The sequence below is a fragment of the Pseudomonas graminis genome, from assembly GCF_900111735.1.
Taxonomy (GTDB): domain Bacteria; phylum Pseudomonadota; class Gammaproteobacteria; order Pseudomonadales; family Pseudomonadaceae; genus Aquipseudomonas; species Aquipseudomonas graminis.
In genome coordinates this window covers 14,678-32,151 of sequence record NZ_FOHW01000039.1, presented here as the reverse complement: position 1 = coordinate 32,151, position 17,474 = coordinate 14,678, and the positions used below count along the sequence as shown (strand labels likewise).

The 17,474-nt window shown below is 61.3% G+C and carries 14 protein-coding genes; 8 read left to right on the top strand and 6 right to left on the bottom strand.

All coding sequences use genetic code 11. The features are described 5' to 3' along the window. Positions 1-59: 59 nt before the first annotated feature. The 3 genes from BMY98_RS22295 to BMY98_RS22285 all read right to left on the bottom strand — a co-directional run bounded on the left by BMY98_RS22295 (position 60) and on the right by BMY98_RS22285 (position 2,921). On the bottom strand, positions 60-707 hold the full coding sequence (locus BMY98_RS22295) for an N-carbamoylsarcosine amidohydrolase (RefSeq protein WP_074892547.1): 648 nt from the start codon (positions 705-707) through the stop codon (positions 60-62). Between the two features lie 250 nt (positions 708-957). Further along, positions 958-1,776 carry an alpha/beta fold hydrolase gene (locus BMY98_RS22290; RefSeq protein WP_074892546.1) on the bottom strand — a complete coding sequence of 273 codons (819 nt, stop codon included), beginning with the start codon at positions 1,774-1,776 and terminating at the stop codon, positions 958-960. After that, positions 1,773-2,921, bottom strand: coding sequence for an FAD-dependent monooxygenase (locus BMY98_RS22285; RefSeq protein WP_074892545.1), 1,149 nt, complete (start codon positions 2,919-2,921; stop codon positions 1,773-1,775). The genes BMY98_RS22290 and BMY98_RS22285 overlap by 4 nt, the downstream gene beginning before the upstream one ends. A gap of 372 nt (positions 2,922-3,293) precedes the next feature. Here BMY98_RS22285 and BMY98_RS22280 point away from each other — a divergent pair, with 372 nt between their 5' ends. From BMY98_RS22280 to BMY98_RS22265, 4 genes are all read left to right on the top strand, one after another. Next, entirely contained in the window at positions 3,294-4,343 is a 1,050-nt protein-coding gene (locus BMY98_RS22280; RefSeq protein ID WP_074892544.1) for a 2,5-dihydroxypyridine 5,6-dioxygenase, read from the top strand. 279 nt (positions 4,344-4,622) lie between these two features. Then, the gene (locus BMY98_RS22275) at positions 4,623-5,057 is read left to right on the top strand and encodes a MarR family winged helix-turn-helix transcriptional regulator (protein WP_074892559.1); all 435 of its coding nucleotides are present in this window, start codon (positions 4,623-4,625) and stop codon (positions 5,055-5,057) included. 118 nt (positions 5,058-5,175) lie between these two features. Next, positions 5,176-5,694 carry a (2Fe-2S)-binding protein gene (locus BMY98_RS22270; RefSeq protein WP_074892543.1) on the top strand — a complete coding sequence of 173 codons (519 nt, stop codon included), beginning with the start codon at positions 5,176-5,178 and terminating at the stop codon, positions 5,692-5,694. Further along, positions 5,691-9,272, top strand: coding sequence for a molybdopterin cofactor-binding domain-containing protein (locus BMY98_RS22265; protein ID WP_074892542.1), 3,582 nt, complete (start codon positions 5,691-5,693; stop codon positions 9,270-9,272). The genes BMY98_RS22270 and BMY98_RS22265 overlap by 4 nt, the downstream gene beginning before the upstream one ends. Before the next feature lie 382 nt (positions 9,273-9,654). Here BMY98_RS22265 and BMY98_RS22260 read toward each other — a convergent pair whose 3' ends face one another. The 3 genes from BMY98_RS22260 to BMY98_RS22250 all read right to left on the bottom strand — a co-directional run bounded on the left by BMY98_RS22260 (position 9,655) and on the right by BMY98_RS22250 (position 12,788). Further along, entirely contained in the window at positions 9,655-10,299 is a 645-nt protein-coding gene (locus BMY98_RS22260; protein ID WP_074892541.1) for a TetR/AcrR family transcriptional regulator, read from the bottom strand. Between the two features lie 4 nt (positions 10,300-10,303). Then, positions 10,304-11,647 carry a CDP-diacylglycerol--serine O-phosphatidyltransferase gene (gene pssA, locus BMY98_RS22255; protein WP_074892540.1) on the bottom strand — a complete coding sequence of 448 codons (1,344 nt, stop codon included), beginning with the start codon at positions 11,645-11,647 and terminating at the stop codon, positions 10,304-10,306. Between the two features lie 136 nt (positions 11,648-11,783). Further along, positions 11,784-12,788: an NADP-dependent oxidoreductase gene (locus tag BMY98_RS22250; RefSeq protein ID WP_074892539.1), complete on the bottom strand. Its 1,005-nt coding sequence runs from the start codon at positions 12,786-12,788 to the stop codon at positions 11,784-11,786. 269 nt (positions 12,789-13,057) lie between these two features. Between BMY98_RS22250 and BMY98_RS22245 the strand changes: the two genes are divergently transcribed. From BMY98_RS22245 to BMY98_RS22230, 4 genes are all read left to right on the top strand, one after another. Then, positions 13,058-13,819, top strand: coding sequence for an SDR family oxidoreductase (locus tag BMY98_RS22245; protein ID WP_074892538.1), 762 nt, complete (start codon positions 13,058-13,060; stop codon positions 13,817-13,819). 581 nt (positions 13,820-14,400) lie between these two features. After that, entirely contained in the window at positions 14,401-15,873 is a 1,473-nt protein-coding gene (locus BMY98_RS22240; RefSeq protein WP_074892537.1) for a mechanosensitive ion channel domain-containing protein, read from the top strand. Positions 15,874-16,059: 186 nt separating this feature from the next. After that, entirely contained in the window at positions 16,060-16,860 is an 801-nt protein-coding gene (gene sseB, locus BMY98_RS22235; RefSeq protein ID WP_083398862.1) for an enhanced serine sensitivity protein SseB, read from the top strand. A gap of 82 nt (positions 16,861-16,942) precedes the next feature. After that, complete coding sequence (locus tag BMY98_RS22230; RefSeq protein WP_074892536.1) at positions 16,943-17,389, top strand: GNAT family N-acetyltransferase; 447 nt, start codon at positions 16,943-16,945, stop codon at positions 17,387-17,389. Positions 17,390-17,474: the final 85 nt, after the last annotated feature.

Below are 17,474 nucleotides of genomic sequence, written 5' to 3'. Positions count from 1 at the left end.
AAGCTGCAAGAGGGGACCGCGTGCTCTTCACTTGCGGCTTACCGCTTGTAGCTTGCAGCTCATCGCTTACCGGTTGCCGCTCGCATGTGCGTCATAGCCTCCTGCTTACCAACCACATCCCCGTATTTGCTGTCGATGTCGAACAGGTTCGCTTCATGGGGATCGGGATGGCGGTCGCCCACGCATTCGCGCACGACGATGGTCCGGAAACCATGCTGCACGGCATCCACCGCAGTCGCCCGGATGCAGCCGCTGGTGGAGCAACCGGCCAGCACGACGGTGTCGATCCCTTGGGCGTGCAGCATTGATGCCAGTGACGTGCCGAAGAACGAACTCGCGTACTGCTTGCTGATGACGACCTCTTCAGGCAAGGGCTGCACGGCCTCGCAGAACGCGGCCAGCGGGTTGCCTTCGACCATGTCCTTCATCACCGGCGCTTTTTTCACCCACATGCCGCCGTCCGCGAAATGCGTGGGGTGATAGCGGATGTTGGTGTGCACGACCGCGATGCCGTGTTCCCGGGCGCAGGCCAGCAGCTCAACGCTTTCGGCCACGGCACTGACCACACCCGGCGCATATAAAGGTGCACCGGGCTGGGTGTAGCCCTGCATGAAGTCGATCATCAACAGGGCCGGTTTCGCACCAAAACCGATGCGATTGCCCCAGACGCCCTGATAGTTGGCGTCCGCGCTTTGTGAGTCGGTCATCGGGTTCACCTCGATCAATAGGGTTGAAGTCGATTTGGCGTCGCGCCGGATTAATATCTTGAACAGCCTCCGGGCCTGAGCACAGAGATGCTTGGCAACGCAGGACACCTGTAGGAGCGCGCTTGCCCGCGAAACGCGCCGGGTCAGTTGGCGGTGATGTGTCTGTAGCATCCCTTCGCGGGCAAGCGCGCTCCTACAGGTCCAGCGCCTTACATAAATCCGGTTCAGGCCTGTTCGGTAATCCTCTGCCTCAGGTCAGCGGCGTACCGAGAAAGTCCCCGAACGCTGCAAAGAATCCCGGCAGGTTGTCCCACGGGATCATGTGCCCGGCGTTTTCCACTCGCGCGATCAGAATGTTCGGTTGCAACTGTCGGATCTCGGCTTCGTCTTCCGCCTGAATCACGCCCCCACGCTCGGCGACGATGAGCAGGGCAGGGACAGGCAGGTTCGGCAGGTCCTGATGGAAATCCACGTCATGGAAGTCGTTGAAGGCGCGGACGATGGCCGCTTCGTAGCAGGTGTGCAGCCACTCGGCGCGCAGTTGCAGTTGCTCCTCGGTCCAGGTCGCGCAAAACGCGCGCATGTCTTCGGCGCTCATTCCCTGCTGCGACTGGCGGATCGAATCGACGTACCACGGCAGCTTGGCCGGGTATTCACGACGCCCCGGACCGGACACCGGCGGATCAATCAGCACCAGGCTTTTCAGGCCTTGGGGACAACGGACCGAAGCCCGTACGGCGAAACGCGCGCCCATCGAGTGACCAGCCAGGTGATAGCTGTCGATGCCCATGGCGGCGGCGAACGCACCAATGTCATCGGCGCAGGTGTCGACGCTGTAATCCAGATCCGGCCCGGTGGAGGAGAGCCCGCGACCGCGGGCATCCAGTACGTAGGTGTCGAAAGACTGGCCCAGACGTTCGGCAACGAAACCCCAGGTGATCGCCGGGCTGGTGATGCCCGGGATCAGAATCAGCGCCGGTTTGCCGGAGTGTGTGTCGCCGCCGTAGCGCAGGTAATGCTGACGAATGCCGTTGGCCTGGACGTTGCCCCCATGAATGAATGTGCTCACGCCGCCACCCCCGATTTCAGTTCCTGGCCGTAGAGGTCATAACCGTAAACCCAGGCCGGATCTTCCTGGGTGCGCAGCCAGGTATTGGCGTTGGAAACCGCTTGCACGCGAGACGCGCGCTCCTTGCGATTGGCTTCGTAGAGCTGGAACGCGGTGCGATAGTCGGTCAGTCCGGTTTCCTGAAGGCAGCGGGTGAGCATCGCGGCGTCTTCAATGGCCATGCCGGCGCCCTGGGCCATGTGCGGCTTCATCGGGTGGCAGGCGTCGCCCAGCAAAACGAGGCGGCCGCGACTCCACAAGGGCAGCGGGTTACGGTTGAGCAGCGGCCACTTGGTCACGCTGTCGGTGGACTCGATCAGGGCCTGCACGGTGGGGTGATAACCGGCGAAGGCTTCGTACATTTCGTCCCGGCTGCTGTCGACCCAACTGCCCTCGAAATCCCACGCCGCATGGGGCACGCCGGTGACGTAGTAGTACTCATCGCGCTTGCCGGTGGTGTGATAAACCATCATGTGACGGTCCTCGCTCCACCATTTCACGCAGTTCTCGAAATTCAGGTTGTACTTGGTCAGCACGTCGCTGGGGATCAGTGCGCGGTGGGCGACCCAGCCGCTGTACAGCGGTTTCTCATGGCCCAGCAACTCTTCGCGGATCTTCGAATTGATGCCGTCGGCGCCGATCACGATGTCCGCATCGGCGTGGGTGCCGTCGGCAAAGTTCAGGCGCACGCCGTTGTCGCGCTCTTCAAGGGTGGTCAGGCATTTGCTGAAGTGCACGCTGCCGGGCGCCAGTGTCGACATTTGCAGCGCGTGCAAATCGCCGCGGTGCACGGTGATGTAGGCCGCTCCGTACTCTTTGAGGGAGAACTCGCCCAAGGCGATACGCGACAGGTAGTCGCCGGTCGCACCGTCGCGGCTGAACCAGAAATCCGGGTGCGAACCCATGTCGCTCAGCTGTTGCTCGATGCCCATGCGGCGGAAGATTTTCATGATGTTCGGGCCCATATGGATCCCGGCACCGATGCGTGAAAACGCGGTGGACTGCTCGTAGATGTCGACGTGGAAACCGGCTTTCTGCAACAGCGTCGCAGCCGCAGCGCCTCCCAGCCCGGATCCGACGATGGCGATTTTTTGCGTGGTTGGCATGGCGCGCATTCCTTCGTGTTCATGAGCTCTGGTTAACAGGAGCTCTGGATGACAGGCGTTCTGGATAACGGCGAGGCGAGAGTGATCTGTCGCGTCGCTGGGTTTTTAAAGTGTATACGCTGATATTTTTAAAAGTGAACCGATATTTCCAGAAACGTCAGCCGACGTCGCAATCAGGCATTTCACCCTCTGTAACCTTCATATGCAGGGATCTGTGTGGTCGCGTAACACTGTGGCGTGCCTATTGCAGCGGCGTCCGGATTGATGTCTTATCGCTTTTAATAAGTGTATACGCTTTAAAAATGCACCGGTCTGATGCGCGGCGCCTTGCAATGGTGCATCCGGCCGGTCATGCCCCGAGAGGAGAGAGAGATGCCGGTTAGCGATTGCGAATTGACCCAGATGTTCGAGCACGTGCTGAAACTGTCGAAAGTGGACGCGACCCAGAGCGTGGCAGTGCTCAAGAGTCACTACTCCGATGCGCGCACGGTCCGCGCTGCGATGGAAGCGGCTCAGCGCCTTGGCGCGAAGGTTTATGCGGTGGAGCTGCCTTCGTTCAATCACCCAAAAGCCATGGGCAATGACATGACCGCCTACTGCGGCGACACCGCGCTGACCGGCAACATTGCGGCGCAACGTGCCCTTGAGGCGGCGGACCTCATCGTCGACACGATGATGCTGCTGCACTCGCCGGAGCAGGAGCAGATTCTCAAGACCGGCACGCGGATCCTGCTGGCGGTGGAGCCCCCGGAAGTGCTGGCGCGGATGCTGCCGACGGTGGCCGACAAGGAGCGTGTACTGGCCGCCGAACAGGTGCTGAAGGCAGCCCGGTCGATTCAGGTGAAGTCCCGCGCCGGCAGCGATTTCCGTGCGCAACTGGGGCAATATCCTTCAGTGACCGAATATGGTTTTGCTGACGAGCCGGGTCGTTGGGACCACTGGCCCAGCGGTTTCCTGTTCTCCTGGCCCAATGAAGAGACTGCCGAGGGCACGCTGGTCATTGATGTCGGCGACATCGTGCTGCCGTTCAAAACCTATTCCCGGGAGCAGATCACGCTGGAGATCGACAAGGGTTTTATCACCGGGATTCACGGTGGTTTCGAGGCGGAGTACCTGCGCGATTACTTGAAGTACTTCAACGACCCGGAGGTCTACGGCATTTCCCACATCGGCTGGGGCCTGCAACCCCGCGCGCAGTGGACGGCCATGGGCCTGCACGACAAGAACGACGGCATGTGCATGGACGCCCGGGCGTTCTACGGCAACTTCCTGTTCTCAACCGGGCCGAACACCGAAGTCGGCGGCACCCGCAAAACCCCGTGCCATCTGGATATCCCGCTGCGTCGTTGCGACATTTATCTGGATGATCAGGCCGTGGTGCTGGCGGGCGAAGTGGTGGCGCCCGAGGCTTCAAAGGCCTGACGCAGATCTTCAGGCGACGGTGAGACCTGTAGGAGTGAGCTTGCTCGCGATCGCGTTCATTCAGTCAGTCAGTGTAGGGTGAACGACCCAATGGAATCGCGAGCAAGCTCACTCCTACAGTTCGGGGTTGTACTGTCCATCCATAGCTGGCGCTAAACACGCGCGTTCCGAAGATTCCCCTCAACCCCCGCAAACGTTACTGTAGCCACCACTTCCCAGATCCTGCCGAACGAGCCATCCGTGTCCACTGACAACCCTTCCAATAACCGCCCTTCCAGCATCAGTGCGTCCTACACCTTCTCCGAGCAAGTGGGCCATCTGCTGCGCAAGGCCTACCAGCGTCATCTGGCGATCTTCCAGCAGAACGTCGGCGATTCGCAGCTCACGGCGGTGCAGTTCGTGACCCTGTGCGCGCTGCGCGATCACGGCCCCAGCTCCCAGACCGAACTGGTCAAGGCCACGGCCGTGGATCAGGCCACCATTCGCGGCATCGTCGATCGCCTGAAAGCCCGGGACCTGATCAGCCTTGAGCCGGACCCGCAGGATCGCCGCAAAGTCATCTGCAGCCTGACTGACAGCGGCCTGCAACTGGTGCAGGAGACCGTGCCCCGGGCCGCGCAGATCAGCGAGCTGACCCTCAGCAAACTCAACCCCGCCGAGCGCGTGGCTGTCCTGTTTCTGTTGCGCAAACTGATCGATGAGGGCGATGAATAACGCCGCCTGACCCAACCCCAAACTCCAACGTCCTACAGCCTTTTCTCCGCTGGCATGCTTCCTGCTCTCGTTTCATGAAGTAATCACTTCATCAAATGTAAGCTACAGCGGGTAACACATGAAGGCTGATACAAGCGAGCTGCAGCGGGTGGCGGAGAAGACCGTGACCCTGAACGTCAACGGTCAGGCCACAAGCGTCACGGCAATGCCTGACACGCCGCTGTTACTGATCCTGCGCAACGACCTGCACCTCAATGGTCCCAAATACGGCTGCGGTCTGGGCGAGTGCGGCGCCTGCACGGTGATCATCGATGGTGTCGCCGCACGGTCCTGCGTGTTTCCGCTGGCGGGCGCCCAAGGGCGCGAGATCACTACGCTGGAAGGCCTCGGTTCGCGAGACCGCCCCCATCCGGTGCAACAAGCCTTCATCGACGAACAGGCCGCGCAATGCGGCTACTGCATGAACGGCATGATCATGACCGCCAAAGCCTTGCTCGACCGTAACCCGCACCCCACCGAGACGCAGATCCGCAACGAGCTCTCGGCCAACCTGTGCCGCTGCGGCACGCACCTGGAAATCCTGAGTGCGGTCATGCGTGCCGCGCGTCATCAGCCCAGCCCGGATCCCGTCCAATGACCCAGACTTTGCCCACGCGCGATGAACTGCTCGCCCAAAATGGCGTGCTGTTGATCGTCGACGACATCCTGCCGCCGTCCGGACCGGTCGCCAAGGGCGGCACTCCTACCGTCAGGCCCATGGAATTGGGGCTGTTCATTGCCATTGATCAGGACAGCCGCGTCTACGCTTTCAACGGCCATGTCGACCTCGGCACCGGCATCCGCACCTCGCTGACACAGATCGTCGCCGAAGAACTGGACCTGCAGATGGATCAGGTGACGATGATTCTGGGCGACACCGAGCGTGCGCCGAATCAGGGCGCGACCATCGCCAGCGCCACCCTGCAGATTTCCGCCATTCCGTTGCGCAATGCCGCCGCCGAGGCTCGGCGCTACCTGCTGCAACAGGCCGCGCAGCGTTGGGCGGTCGGCGTGGATTCGTTGGTGATTGAAAGCGGGGTGATCAAAGCGCAGGACGGTCGCGAACTGACCTTTGGCCAACTGTTAATCGATCAGCGCGTCGAGCTGCGCATTTCCGGCAGCGCGCCACTCAAGCGGCTGGAGGACTACAAACTGGTGGGGCAGGGCGCCGCCCGTGTGGACATTCCGGGCAAGGCCACCGGCGAATTGACCTACGTGCACGACATGCGTTTGCCGGACATGCTCCACGGCCGCGTCGTACGTCCGCCCTACGCCGGTTACGACACCGGCGACTTCGTCGGCACCAGCCTCTTGTACGTGGACGAATCCTCCATCGCGCACATTCCCGGCATCGTCCGTGTGGTGGTGATTCGGGATTTTGTCGGCATCGTCGCAATGCGCGAAGAGCAGGCGGCCAAGGCGGCGCGGGAACTCAAGGTCGCGTGGAAGCCGTGGCAGCACCAGTTGCCGGACATGACCAACATTGAGCAGGCGATTCGCGACAACCCGAGCATTCAGCGTGTGGTGCTCGATCAGGGCAATGTCGAAGAAGCGTTGGCCCAGGCCAGCGAGCGGATGACGCGAACCTATCTGTGGCCCTACCAGATTCACGGCTCCATCGGGCCTTCGTGCGGGCTGGCGGACTACAACGAAGAAGGCATTCGGGTCTGGTCCGGCACGCAAAATCCCCACATGCTGCGCGCTGATCTGGCCTGGCTGCTGGAATACCCCGAAGAGCGCATCGACATCATCCGCATGGAAGCGGCGGGCTGTTACGGGCGCAATTGCGCTGACGATGTCTGCGCCGATGCGGTGTTGCTGTCCCGCGCCGTGGGTCGGCCGGTGCGCGTGCAACTGACCCGCGAGCAGGAACATGCCTGGGAGCCGAAAGGCACCGCCCAGCTAATGGAAGTCGACGGCGGGCTCAACGCCGATGGTGGCATCGCCGGTTACGACTTCAGCACCCGCTACCCGTCGAATAACTCGCCGACTCTGGCCCTGCTGCTGACCGGGCGCGTGGAACCGGTGGCGACGATGTTTGAAATGGGCGATCGCACTTCGATTCCGCCCTACGACATCGAACACATGCGCGTCACCATTCACGACATGGCGCCGATTGTGCGGGCGTCGTGGATGCGCGGCGTGTCGGCGCTTCCCAATACCTTTGCACACGAGTCCTACATCGACGAGTTGGCTTTCGCGGCCGGCGTCGACCCTATTGAGTACCGGCTTCGTTATCTGCACGACGAGCGCGCCGCCGAACTGGTTCGTGCGACTGCTGCCCGTGCTGACTGGACCCCGCGCACCCAACCGATGCAGATGCCCGAAGAAGACGGCGTCTTGCGCGGGCGAGGTTTTGCTTACGCGCGCTACATCCACAGCAAGTTTCCCGGCTTCGGTGCGGCGTGGGCGGCGTGGGTCGCGGACGTGGCGATCGACAAGCACACCGGCGATGTGTCGGTGACCCGCGTGGTGATCGGCCACGACGCCGGCATGATGGTCAATCCCGCCGGCGTGCAGCATCAGATCCACGGCAACGTTATCCAGTCCACCAGCCGCGTGCTCAAGGAGCGGGTGACGTTCGAGGAGTCCACGGTGGCGAGCAAGGAGTGGGGCGGCTACCCGATTCTGACGTTCCCGGAAGTGCCGAAGGTCGACGTCCTGATGATGCCGCGTCAGGCCGAGCCGCCCATGGGCGCCGGGGAGTCGGCGTCGGTGCCGAGTGCGGCGGCCATTGCCAATGCCGTGTATGACGCGACCGGGATTCGCTTTCGCGAACTGCCGATTACCGCCGAGCGCATTCTTGCCGCGCTGAACAGCGCGGGCGCGGAGGCCAACAGCAACCCGCCGCAATCGCCGAAAGCCAAACGTTCGAAATGGCTGTTCGGTTCGCTGTTCGCAGCCTTGGGGGCGGTATTGGGCATGGCCGCGACGGCATTGCCCTGGCGTGGGGAAATCGCGCCGATCACACCGCCTTCAGCGGGCACCTGGTCATCGGCGACCCTGGAGCGCGGGCGTTTACTGGCGGCTGTGGGCGACTGCGCGGTTTGCCACACCGCTCCGAATGGCGCCAGCAATGCCGGCGGGCTGGCGATTCAGACGCCTTTTGGCACGTTATATAGCAGCAACATCACCCCGGACGCCGAGACCGGCATCGGCAACTGGTCGTATCCGGCATTCGAGCGGGCGATGCGTGACGGCATCAGTCGCGATGGCAAACACCTGTATCCGGCGTTTCCCTACACGGCCTTCAGAAATATCGAAGATGCCGACATGCAGGCCTTGTACGCTTACCTGATGTCGCAGACGCCGGTTAAGCAAGTGCAGCCGGCCAATGACATGCGCTTTCCGTTCAATGTGCGGCCGCTGATGGCCGGCTGGAACGCGCTGTACCTGCGCAAAGGCGAGGTGCAGACCCAGCCACAGCAAAGCGCGCAATGGAATCGCGGCCAGTATCTGGTCAATGGATTGGGGCATTGCGCGGCCTGCCATTCACCCCGGGATCTGCTGGGGGCGGAGAAGGGCGGCACGTCGTTTCTCGCGGGCGGCACGGTGGACGGCTGGGAAGCGCCAGCGCTCAACAGCCTGTCGAAAGCGCCGACGCCGTGGACCGAGGATCAGTTGTTCAATTACCTGAGCACGGGTTATTCCGATGCCCATGGCGTCGCCGCAGGACCGATGGGGCCGGTGGTGTCGGAACTGGCGAAACTGCCGAAGAGCGATGTGCGGGCGATTGCAGTGTATCTGGCGGCGTTGAACGAGCCTGCGTCTGGCAGCACTGATGCCGGTCCGGCGCCGGCCACGGTTTCAGTCGCTCAGCCCGGCGTTTCGCCCCAGTCGTTGAGCAATGGCCAGCGGGTGTTCGAAGGCTCGTGCCAGGGTTGTCATGCCGACGGTCTGGGGCCGAAGCTGTTTGGCGTGAGCCCGTCGCTGGCGACCAACACCAACGTCCACAGCGCGCTGCCGGACAACCTGATCAAAGTGATTCAGCAGGGCATCGACAAACCGGCGACTGCAGATCTGGGTTACATGCCAGCCTTCAAGGACAGCCTCTCCGACATCCAGATCAGCGACCTCGCCGCGTACCTGCGCAATCGCTTCGCGCCCAATGAGCCGCAGTGGGCGGGGTTGCCGGAGAAAGTGGCGCATCTAAGAGCCAATCCCGGAACCCATTAACGCCACAAAAACGGTAGGTGCTCGCCGAAGATTTCAGATGCTGCCGAGACCAACTGTAGGAGCGCGCTTGCCCGCGATCTGGCGCGCAGCGGCAGCAGACCGGTGCATGCGGCGTGTCAGGCATGACGACGGCGTCAGGTTTACGACTGCTGCGCAGCCGATCGCGGGCAAGCGCGCTCCTACAGAGTACGTGTACGCCCAAAATCTCGAACCTTGCCGAGATCAACTGTAGGAGCGCGCTTGCCCGCGAAAAATATCAGCCCATGACATCTACGCGCCTGACCCACCGCATTCGCCAGCAAGCCGGCTCCCACAGGTTATGCGTACGCCGAACGCCGCATTCGCGGGCAAGCGCGCTCCTGCAGCTGCTTAATCGATCGGACTACTCCGGCAACACCATTACCCCACGCATCACCAGGTCTTGAATAAACGCCAGCCAGTCCGTGCGCTCCCCCTCGGCGGCCATGTCCTGACCCAGGAATGAGCTGAGGGTGTGCAGGTTGGAGTTATAGAAGTAGCACAGCGAGGCGATCATCAAATACACGTGCTTGATGTCGAGGTCCTGCCGAAACAACCCCTGCGCCTGTCCGGCTTCGATGATCGGTCTGAGCACGCCGACGGCTTCGCCCGACAGGCGTCGCAGCTCGCCGGACTGGCGCGCGTGCTTGCCCTTGTGCAGGTTTTCAATGCTGAGAATGGCGACGAATTCCGGGTGGCTGACGTAATAGTCCCAGACGAACGCCACCAACTGGCGCAGCGTCTGTACCGGCGTCGACGGGTCCAGTGACAGCAGACTTTCGGCGCGGTTGAACTGCTCGTAAGTGTGCTCAAGCACTTTGACGAACAGCTTTTCCTTGCTGCCGAAATAGTAATAAATCATCCGGTCGTTGGATTCGGCTTCGGCGGAGATCTTCTCGATACGCCCGCCGGAATAGCCGTCGCGGGTGAACACGGTAATCGCCGCCTGAAGAATGCGCGCACGGGTCTGATCAGCCTGTTGCGCGCGCACGCCGGTGCTTTTGCCCATGGGCTTACAGAATCCGGTACAGCAGGCGCTCGACGCGGACCCGGCTGACCCGGCGCAGGAAGGTGCGCACGCCGACCGGATACTCGCTCAGGGTGTCGAGCTCGTCGAACTTGCCGACCCGATGGGTATCACGCATCAGCAGCGCGACTTCTTCCGCGCGGGGCTTCAGCCATTCACCCTTGGGGTCATCGATCAGCACGGCGTTTTCAAGGTCCAGCTGAAAGGCCCGCGGGTTCAGGTTGTTGCCGGTCAGCAGCGTGTAGCGGTCATCCGACCACAGGCCCTTGAGGTGATAAGTGTTGTCGCCGTCTTTCCACAAATGGATGTTCAGCTGATGCTTGGCGATCGCCGTCTGATGCTTCTGCATGAAGCGACGCAGGCTGATCTCGTACAGATACGGCAGCGCCGAGATCACCTTGAACGGCTCCTCCGGCGAAATGAAAAAGTCGTTGGCGGTCTTGTCGCCGATGATGATGTCGACCTTCACGCCCCGCTTCAGCGCGCGATTGATCTCGCGCTTCACCACCAGCGGCATGTTGAAGTACGGCGTGCACAGCGTCAGTTGCTCGTTCGTCGCGGCGATCAGGTCGCAGAGGGTTTTGCTCAGCGGGTTCTTGTTGCCGATGCCCAGCAGCGGAATGACGCGAAACCCACTGTTGTCTCGCACGCCGTCGTTGACGTCATAGCTGGCGCGCTTGAGGTGCTGGCGGAACTGACGAATCTCCCCACGCAGGCTGCGTGAGCTGGGCGGTGAGGGCAGGTCGAGGCGATGCACGGCGTCGGAGGGCAGAATGTCCTGCTGCACCAGGCGCTGGAACGAGTCCGCCAGGCCCTTGCTTTCAATCAGGTGATAGCGATCGAGGCGGTATTTGCCGAGCTTGTGCAGGTAGACGTTATTGATGCTGGCGCCGCTGTAAATCACGCAGTCGTCGATGACACAGCCCTTGAGGTGCAACACGCCGAACAGCTCGCGGGTTTGCACCGGCACGCCGTAGACGGGCACTTCCTGATCGTGTTCCAGGTTTTGCGCCTGATACCACGCCGAGTTCCCGGCCTGCTTGCCCGCGCCAATCAGGCCGCGTTGGGCGCGGAACCAGTCAACCAGCACCACAACGTCCAGTTCCGGTCGCGCGGCCTTGGCGGCATACAATGCATCGAGCACTTCCTGGCCGGCTTCATCCTGCTGCAAATACAGGGCGACGATGTAAATCCGCCGGGTGGCGGCGGCAATCTTCGCCAGCAGTGTCTGCCGGTAATCGGCTGCACTCGGCAGAATCGTGATCGCCGTGCCGGAGGATTCAAAACCACGCAGCGCTGCAAGGGTAGAACGTCGGAAAGGAGCCCGCATAAGCCTCTCGATGGGTCGGATCAACAGCGCACGAGCTTACACCAGAGTGCGCCCTCTGGTGGTTTTGGCTGCGTTATCCGTGAGTTGTTCAGCGGATTATCAGCGACGGCTCACGGCTTGAGCTCACACCTTGAACTCACACCTTCAGAATCAGCTTGCCGCTGTTCTCGCCCTTGAACAGCATCTGCAGGGTTTCGGGGAAGGTCTCCAGGCCCTCGACGATGTGCTCTTTGCTTTTCAGCTTGCCCTGGGCCAGCCAGCCGGCCATTTCCATCCCGGCCCTGGCGAAGTTCTCGGCATGGTCCATGACCACGAAACCTTCCATGCGCGCGCGGTTGACCAGCAGCGCCAAATAATTGGCCGGGCCTTTGACGGCTTCCTTGTTGTTGTACTGGCTGATGGCGCCGCAGATGACCACCCGCGCCTTCAATGCCAGGCGGGTCAGGACCGCATCGAGAATGTCGCCGCCGACGTTGTCGAAATAAACGTCCACGCCCTTGGGGCACTCGCGTTTCAGGGCGGCGTGGATGTCTTCGTTCTTGTAGTCGATGGCGCCGTCGAAGCCGAACTCCTCGATCAGGGTCTGGCATTTTTCCTTGCCGCCAGCGATGCCGATGACCCGGCAGCCTTTGATTTTGGCGATCTGCCCGGCAATGCTGCCCACCGCACCGGCCGCGCCGGAAATCACCACCGTGTCTCCAGCCTTGGGCTGGCCGACTTCCAGTAACGCGAAGTAGGCCGACATGCCGGTCATGCCCAGCGCCGCCAAGTAGACCGGAAGCGGCACGAGTTTGGGATCGACTTTGTTGAAGCCCTTGGGCTCACCGACGAAATAATCCTGCACCCCGAGCACACCCTGAACGTAATCGCCGACCGCGAATTTCGGGTTTTGTGACTCGATGACTTTGCCCGCACCCAGCGCGCGCATCACCGCGCCCAACTCGACGGGTGCGATGTAGGACTTGCCTTCATTCATCCAGCCGCGCATGGCCGGGTCCAGCGACAGGTATTCGCTTTTCACCATGATCTGCCCCGGAGCGAGTTCCGCTACGGGCACGGTCTGGAAGGTGAAATCTTCGCGGCTGGCAGCACCCACCGGGCGGCGCGCGAGGAGGAATTGGCGGTTGTTCAAGGCAGTCATGGCAGGCTCTCGGCTAACGGTGGTTGAAGGTTTTATGGATCGCAGCAGTGATAGACCGTAAAGGTCGGGACAGCAAGGACTGCCACTGTACCGAATGCCGGCCGATCCATGCTGATGATAGCGATACTGGTTAATCATCATTGCCACCAATGCCCGTGCAACCGGCCTCTTGATAGTGCTGACGCCGAGGGTGTCGCGACCGCTAAGCTGCGGACCATCGCCGGCATGTGCCGAGCCTTCCGTTAATAAGCACAAAAAAGGACGAACCCATGAGCATGACGTTTTCCGGTCAGGTCGCGTTGGTCACCGGCGCCGCTGCAGGCATTGGCCGAGCGACTGCGCTGGCGTTCGCCGAACACGGCCTGAAAGTGCTGGTGGTGGATCTGGACAGCGCGGGCGGCGAGGGCACGGCCGAGTTGATTCGTCAGGCGGGCGGGGAAGCGCTGTTTCTGCCGTGTGACGTAACCAAGGACGCTCAGGTGCAGCAGATGATGGCCCAGGCCGTGGACGCGTACGGCCGGGTCGATTACGCCTTCAATAATGCCGGCATTGAAATCGAGAAGGGCCGCCTCGCCGAAGGCAGCGAAGCCGAGTTCGACGCGATCATGGGCGTCAATGTCAAAGGCGTCTGGCTGTGCATGAAATACCAGTTGCCGCTGATGCTGGCCCAGGGCGGCGGGGCGATCGTCAACACCGCGTCGGTCGCCGGGCTGGGCGCGGCGCCGAAGATGAGCATCTACAGCGCCTCCAAGCACGCGGTGATCGGCCTGACCAAATCGGCGGCCATCGAATACGCCAAGAAACACATCCGGGTCAACGCCGTGTGCCCGGCGGTGATCGACACCGACATGTTCCGCCGCGCCCACGAAGCCGACCCGCGCAAGGCCGAATTCGCCGCGACCATGCACCCGGTCGGGCGGATCGGCAAAGTCGAAGAAATCGCCGCCGCCGTGCTCTACCTGTGCAGCGACGGCGCCGCGTTCACCACCGGGCATTCATTGGCGGTGGACGGCGGCGTCACGGCGTTCTGATTCGTCTGATCATTCACCACACGGTTGACTGACACACCCTCACTCCGTAGGAGCCGGCTTGCTGGCGAACCCAGTCTATTGGTCGAAATCGTTGTCGCTGATCCACCGCATTCGCCAGCAAGCCGGCTCCCACAGAATACGTGCACACCGGAGATTCCGGATGGTGTCGAGATCAACTGTAGGCGCGCGCTTTAAGGCGAAGGCGGCGTGTCAGACATTGATTCGTCACAGGCACACCGCCTTCGCGAGCAAGCTCACTCCTACAGGAGGTCGGCGTTGGCCGGGATTTCAGCGTCGTGCACAGCACCTGCAGGAGTCAGATGCCTCTTGCAGAATACGTGTTCGCCGAAGATTCCGGATGTTGTCGAGATCACCTGTAGGAGCGCGCTTGCCCGCGAAAAATATCAGCCGCGACATCCAGCCGCCTGCCCCCCGCATTCGCCAGCAGGCCGGCTACAGAGTGAACATCGGCATCAGCCTTCGCCCCGATTCGCTTCACTGTTCCCCCGATGATGTGACCGGCACTTCCCTGCAGGGTATTCAGCTAAGCTTCACGGGCTGTCCACCCTCAGGGAATGTCGATGGATCATTTGTGGTTCGCCTATCCGCTGATCAGCGCTGCCGTGCTGCTGGTCATCGACCTCACGCTCTGGCAGTGGCTTCACCCGCGCTGGCTTCGGCGCAAACTCATGTGCCGGCTGGTGCTGTTCGTGCTGTTCAGCATGGCGCTGCTCGATGGCGGGCTGAGTCCGCTGTATGCGGTGCCCGCCGACTGGTCCGTTCCCCGGCATGTCCTGGCCACCATTCTGACCATCGCCTGGTGGCTTTACGGCGCGCGAACCCTGACCGTGCTCGCCGTCGTGGTCATGGAGCCGCGCATCGGCGGCAAGGGCCATCTGCTGCAGGACGTCATGGGTGCGATCATCTTCCTCGTTGCGGCTGTGGCGGCGGCCGCCTACGTACTCGACCTTCCGGTCAAAGGCCTCCTGGCCACCTCCGGCGCGGTGGCAATCATCTTCGGCCTTGCCGTACAAAGCACACTGGGTGACGTGTTCTCCGGCATCGTCCTCAACGCGACCAAACCGTTCCGGGTGGACGACTGGATTCGCGTCGACGACATCGAAGGCAAAGTCATCGAAATCGACTGGCGCTCCACCCACCTGCTGACGGCCGAGGGCAGCATGGCCGTGATCCCCAATGCCATGGCCGCCAAGACCCGCATCGTCAACTTCAGCCGGCCGGACCATTTCCACTCGGTCACCCTGTCCATCGAACTGTCGACCCGCCTGCGACCCAGCCTGGTGCTGGACTCCCTGGAGAAAGCGCTGCTCGGCTGCCGCGAATTACTGGCCCAGCCCGCGCCATCGGCAGTGGTGGTCAAGTCCGGCCTGCGCATCGTCGAATACGAAGTCACCGGCTACGTAAAATTACGGGACCGGCGTTCAGCGGTGCGCAACCAACTGTTCGACTTGATCCACCGGCAACTGGCTTCCACTGAAACCCGCCAGGACCAACAACGCCCCGCCACCCGCCAGTCTGCCGTGCTCAATACCGTGAATGCGCTGCGCATGCTCAGCGACGCCGACCGCGCGCAACTGGAACAGCACATGCGCCTGGGTGCGTATCCGGCGAAAGACATCGTGCTGGCCGAGGGCGTGGTGCCTGATGCGCTGTTCATTATTGAGTCCGGTGTGGTGTCTGCGTCGCTGCAACGGCCGGACGGCTGGCTGGAAGTCGGGCGCATGGGGCCGGGCGAGCTGCTGGGTGAGACGGGTTTCATTGACGCGACGCCGACGCTGGCGCGCTTTTGCGCGTACACCGACTGCATGATTTACCGGATCGACAAGGCCGACCTGGAACCGTGGCTGGCGGAGCATCCGGAGTTGTTGGGTGCGTTGGCCGGGTTAGCGAAGTACCGCGCGAAGGCGAGGGCGGCGATGCTGGAGGCCAAGCCGGTGGTTGCTGATGCCAATGGTTTTCTGGGTTGGTTGCGCAAGAATGTGAGGCGATTTGAGGTGACGCGGGGGCAGGGGTCCAATGACAAGAAGCGCTGACAAAAGACGAACCGCATTTGGCTCTCCGCCCACCACTGATAGGCAGGAACTCTCACTGGAAGTCCGGTCAGGGTGGCTTGTGCATGCCTCAGATTCATTCGCTTACTGTTCTTCCTGTTTTCACAATCCCGTGGAAAACTACGCGCGCTTTGCACTCATTTTTTGTCTGTTTTGATGGAGCCACGGATGGAGATCATGAACAACCAGCAAGAAAACGCCCTCGAACAATCACTCAGGCTGGCGGCGGATGAGCCGGCCCATCGACCTGAGTTTTTCAAGACGCTGTTGAACTCAATTGTCTACGTCCTTGGCACTGCCGGGACCGGCAAGGGTCATGTCACGCTCGAAGCGGGCAGCAACATCAGCATCGCGAATTGGCACAGGGCTGACGGCTCACCTGTCATCCCGTTTTTTTCTTCGTTGCAGACCCTGCAAGCCTCCATAGACAGCGAAGAATCCTATGTAGAGATTCCGGCCAGATCGCTGTTTGAAATCACACTGGGCGCGCCCCTTTTCCTCAACCCGAAGTCCCCTTACGGGAAAGAGTTTTTGCCGGAAGAAGTGCGCCATCTGCTCTCCGACGGGATCGGCCAGAAGCCGGCGCAGCGCACGGTCGAAAAAGACACGAACGTGCTGCTCGGACAGCCGTCGCAATACCCGTCCAGGATGGTCCACTCGCTCACCCAGTTACTCGCCAAACATCGCAACGTAAAACGTGCATTTCTGGCGTTGATGCATGACCCATCGGTTGATCAAAAGCCTCATCTGATCATTGGTATTGAAGCGGACGGAGATTTTGAAAGGGTCATGCGCGAGGCCGGTAACGTTGCCGGGGATACCGCCCCGGAAGGCGATCCCGTTGACCTCTATCGCGTGACCGAAGGGGGGGAAGGCCTTAGCGATTACTTCCTTACGGAAACCACACCTTTCTATGAACGGAAGTCGGCAGGCTGGCTGCGTTCAGTGCTTGGTTTTGGTAAAGCGTGACGAAGATTAAATACTGCTGATAGCGATGCAAGCGAAGAACTTTTGTAAGCCAGACAGGTTTCCACCCAATCAAGGAAGATCCATGGGCCAGGTCGACATTCAACTGATCACCCATCTGCCCCCGGAGATTCAGGCGCTAGAGCAAGAGGCGGCTGGAGAAGGCTTCAGGTTTCTCACCCGCCTGATTGACGAATGGAACTCAGGAGCTAATCGCTTCAATGCGCCCGGCGAATGTCTGATGGCTGCGTATCGAAACCAGCAGCTGGTAGGTATCGGAGGCCTCTCAATTGATCCCTACGCTGAAAAGAATATGGCTAGGCTGCGACGGGTCTATGTCAGCGCTTCATCAAGAGGGCATCACGTTGGAAAAACGCTGGTAAAGGCGCTTGTTGCACATGCCGCGCTGCGCTTTCAGAACGTATGCCTGTTCACCGATACCGCCGCCGGCGACGCGTTTTATCTGAAGTGTGGCTTCATGCGAACAGATCATGACCATGCCACGCACGTGATGTGCTTGAGCAATACATGACCCAAACGACTGTTGACTAAAAACCGATGATTGCAGCGCGGATGCCTATGCCGTCAGGGCCACGAGAACACCCTATGACGCGATG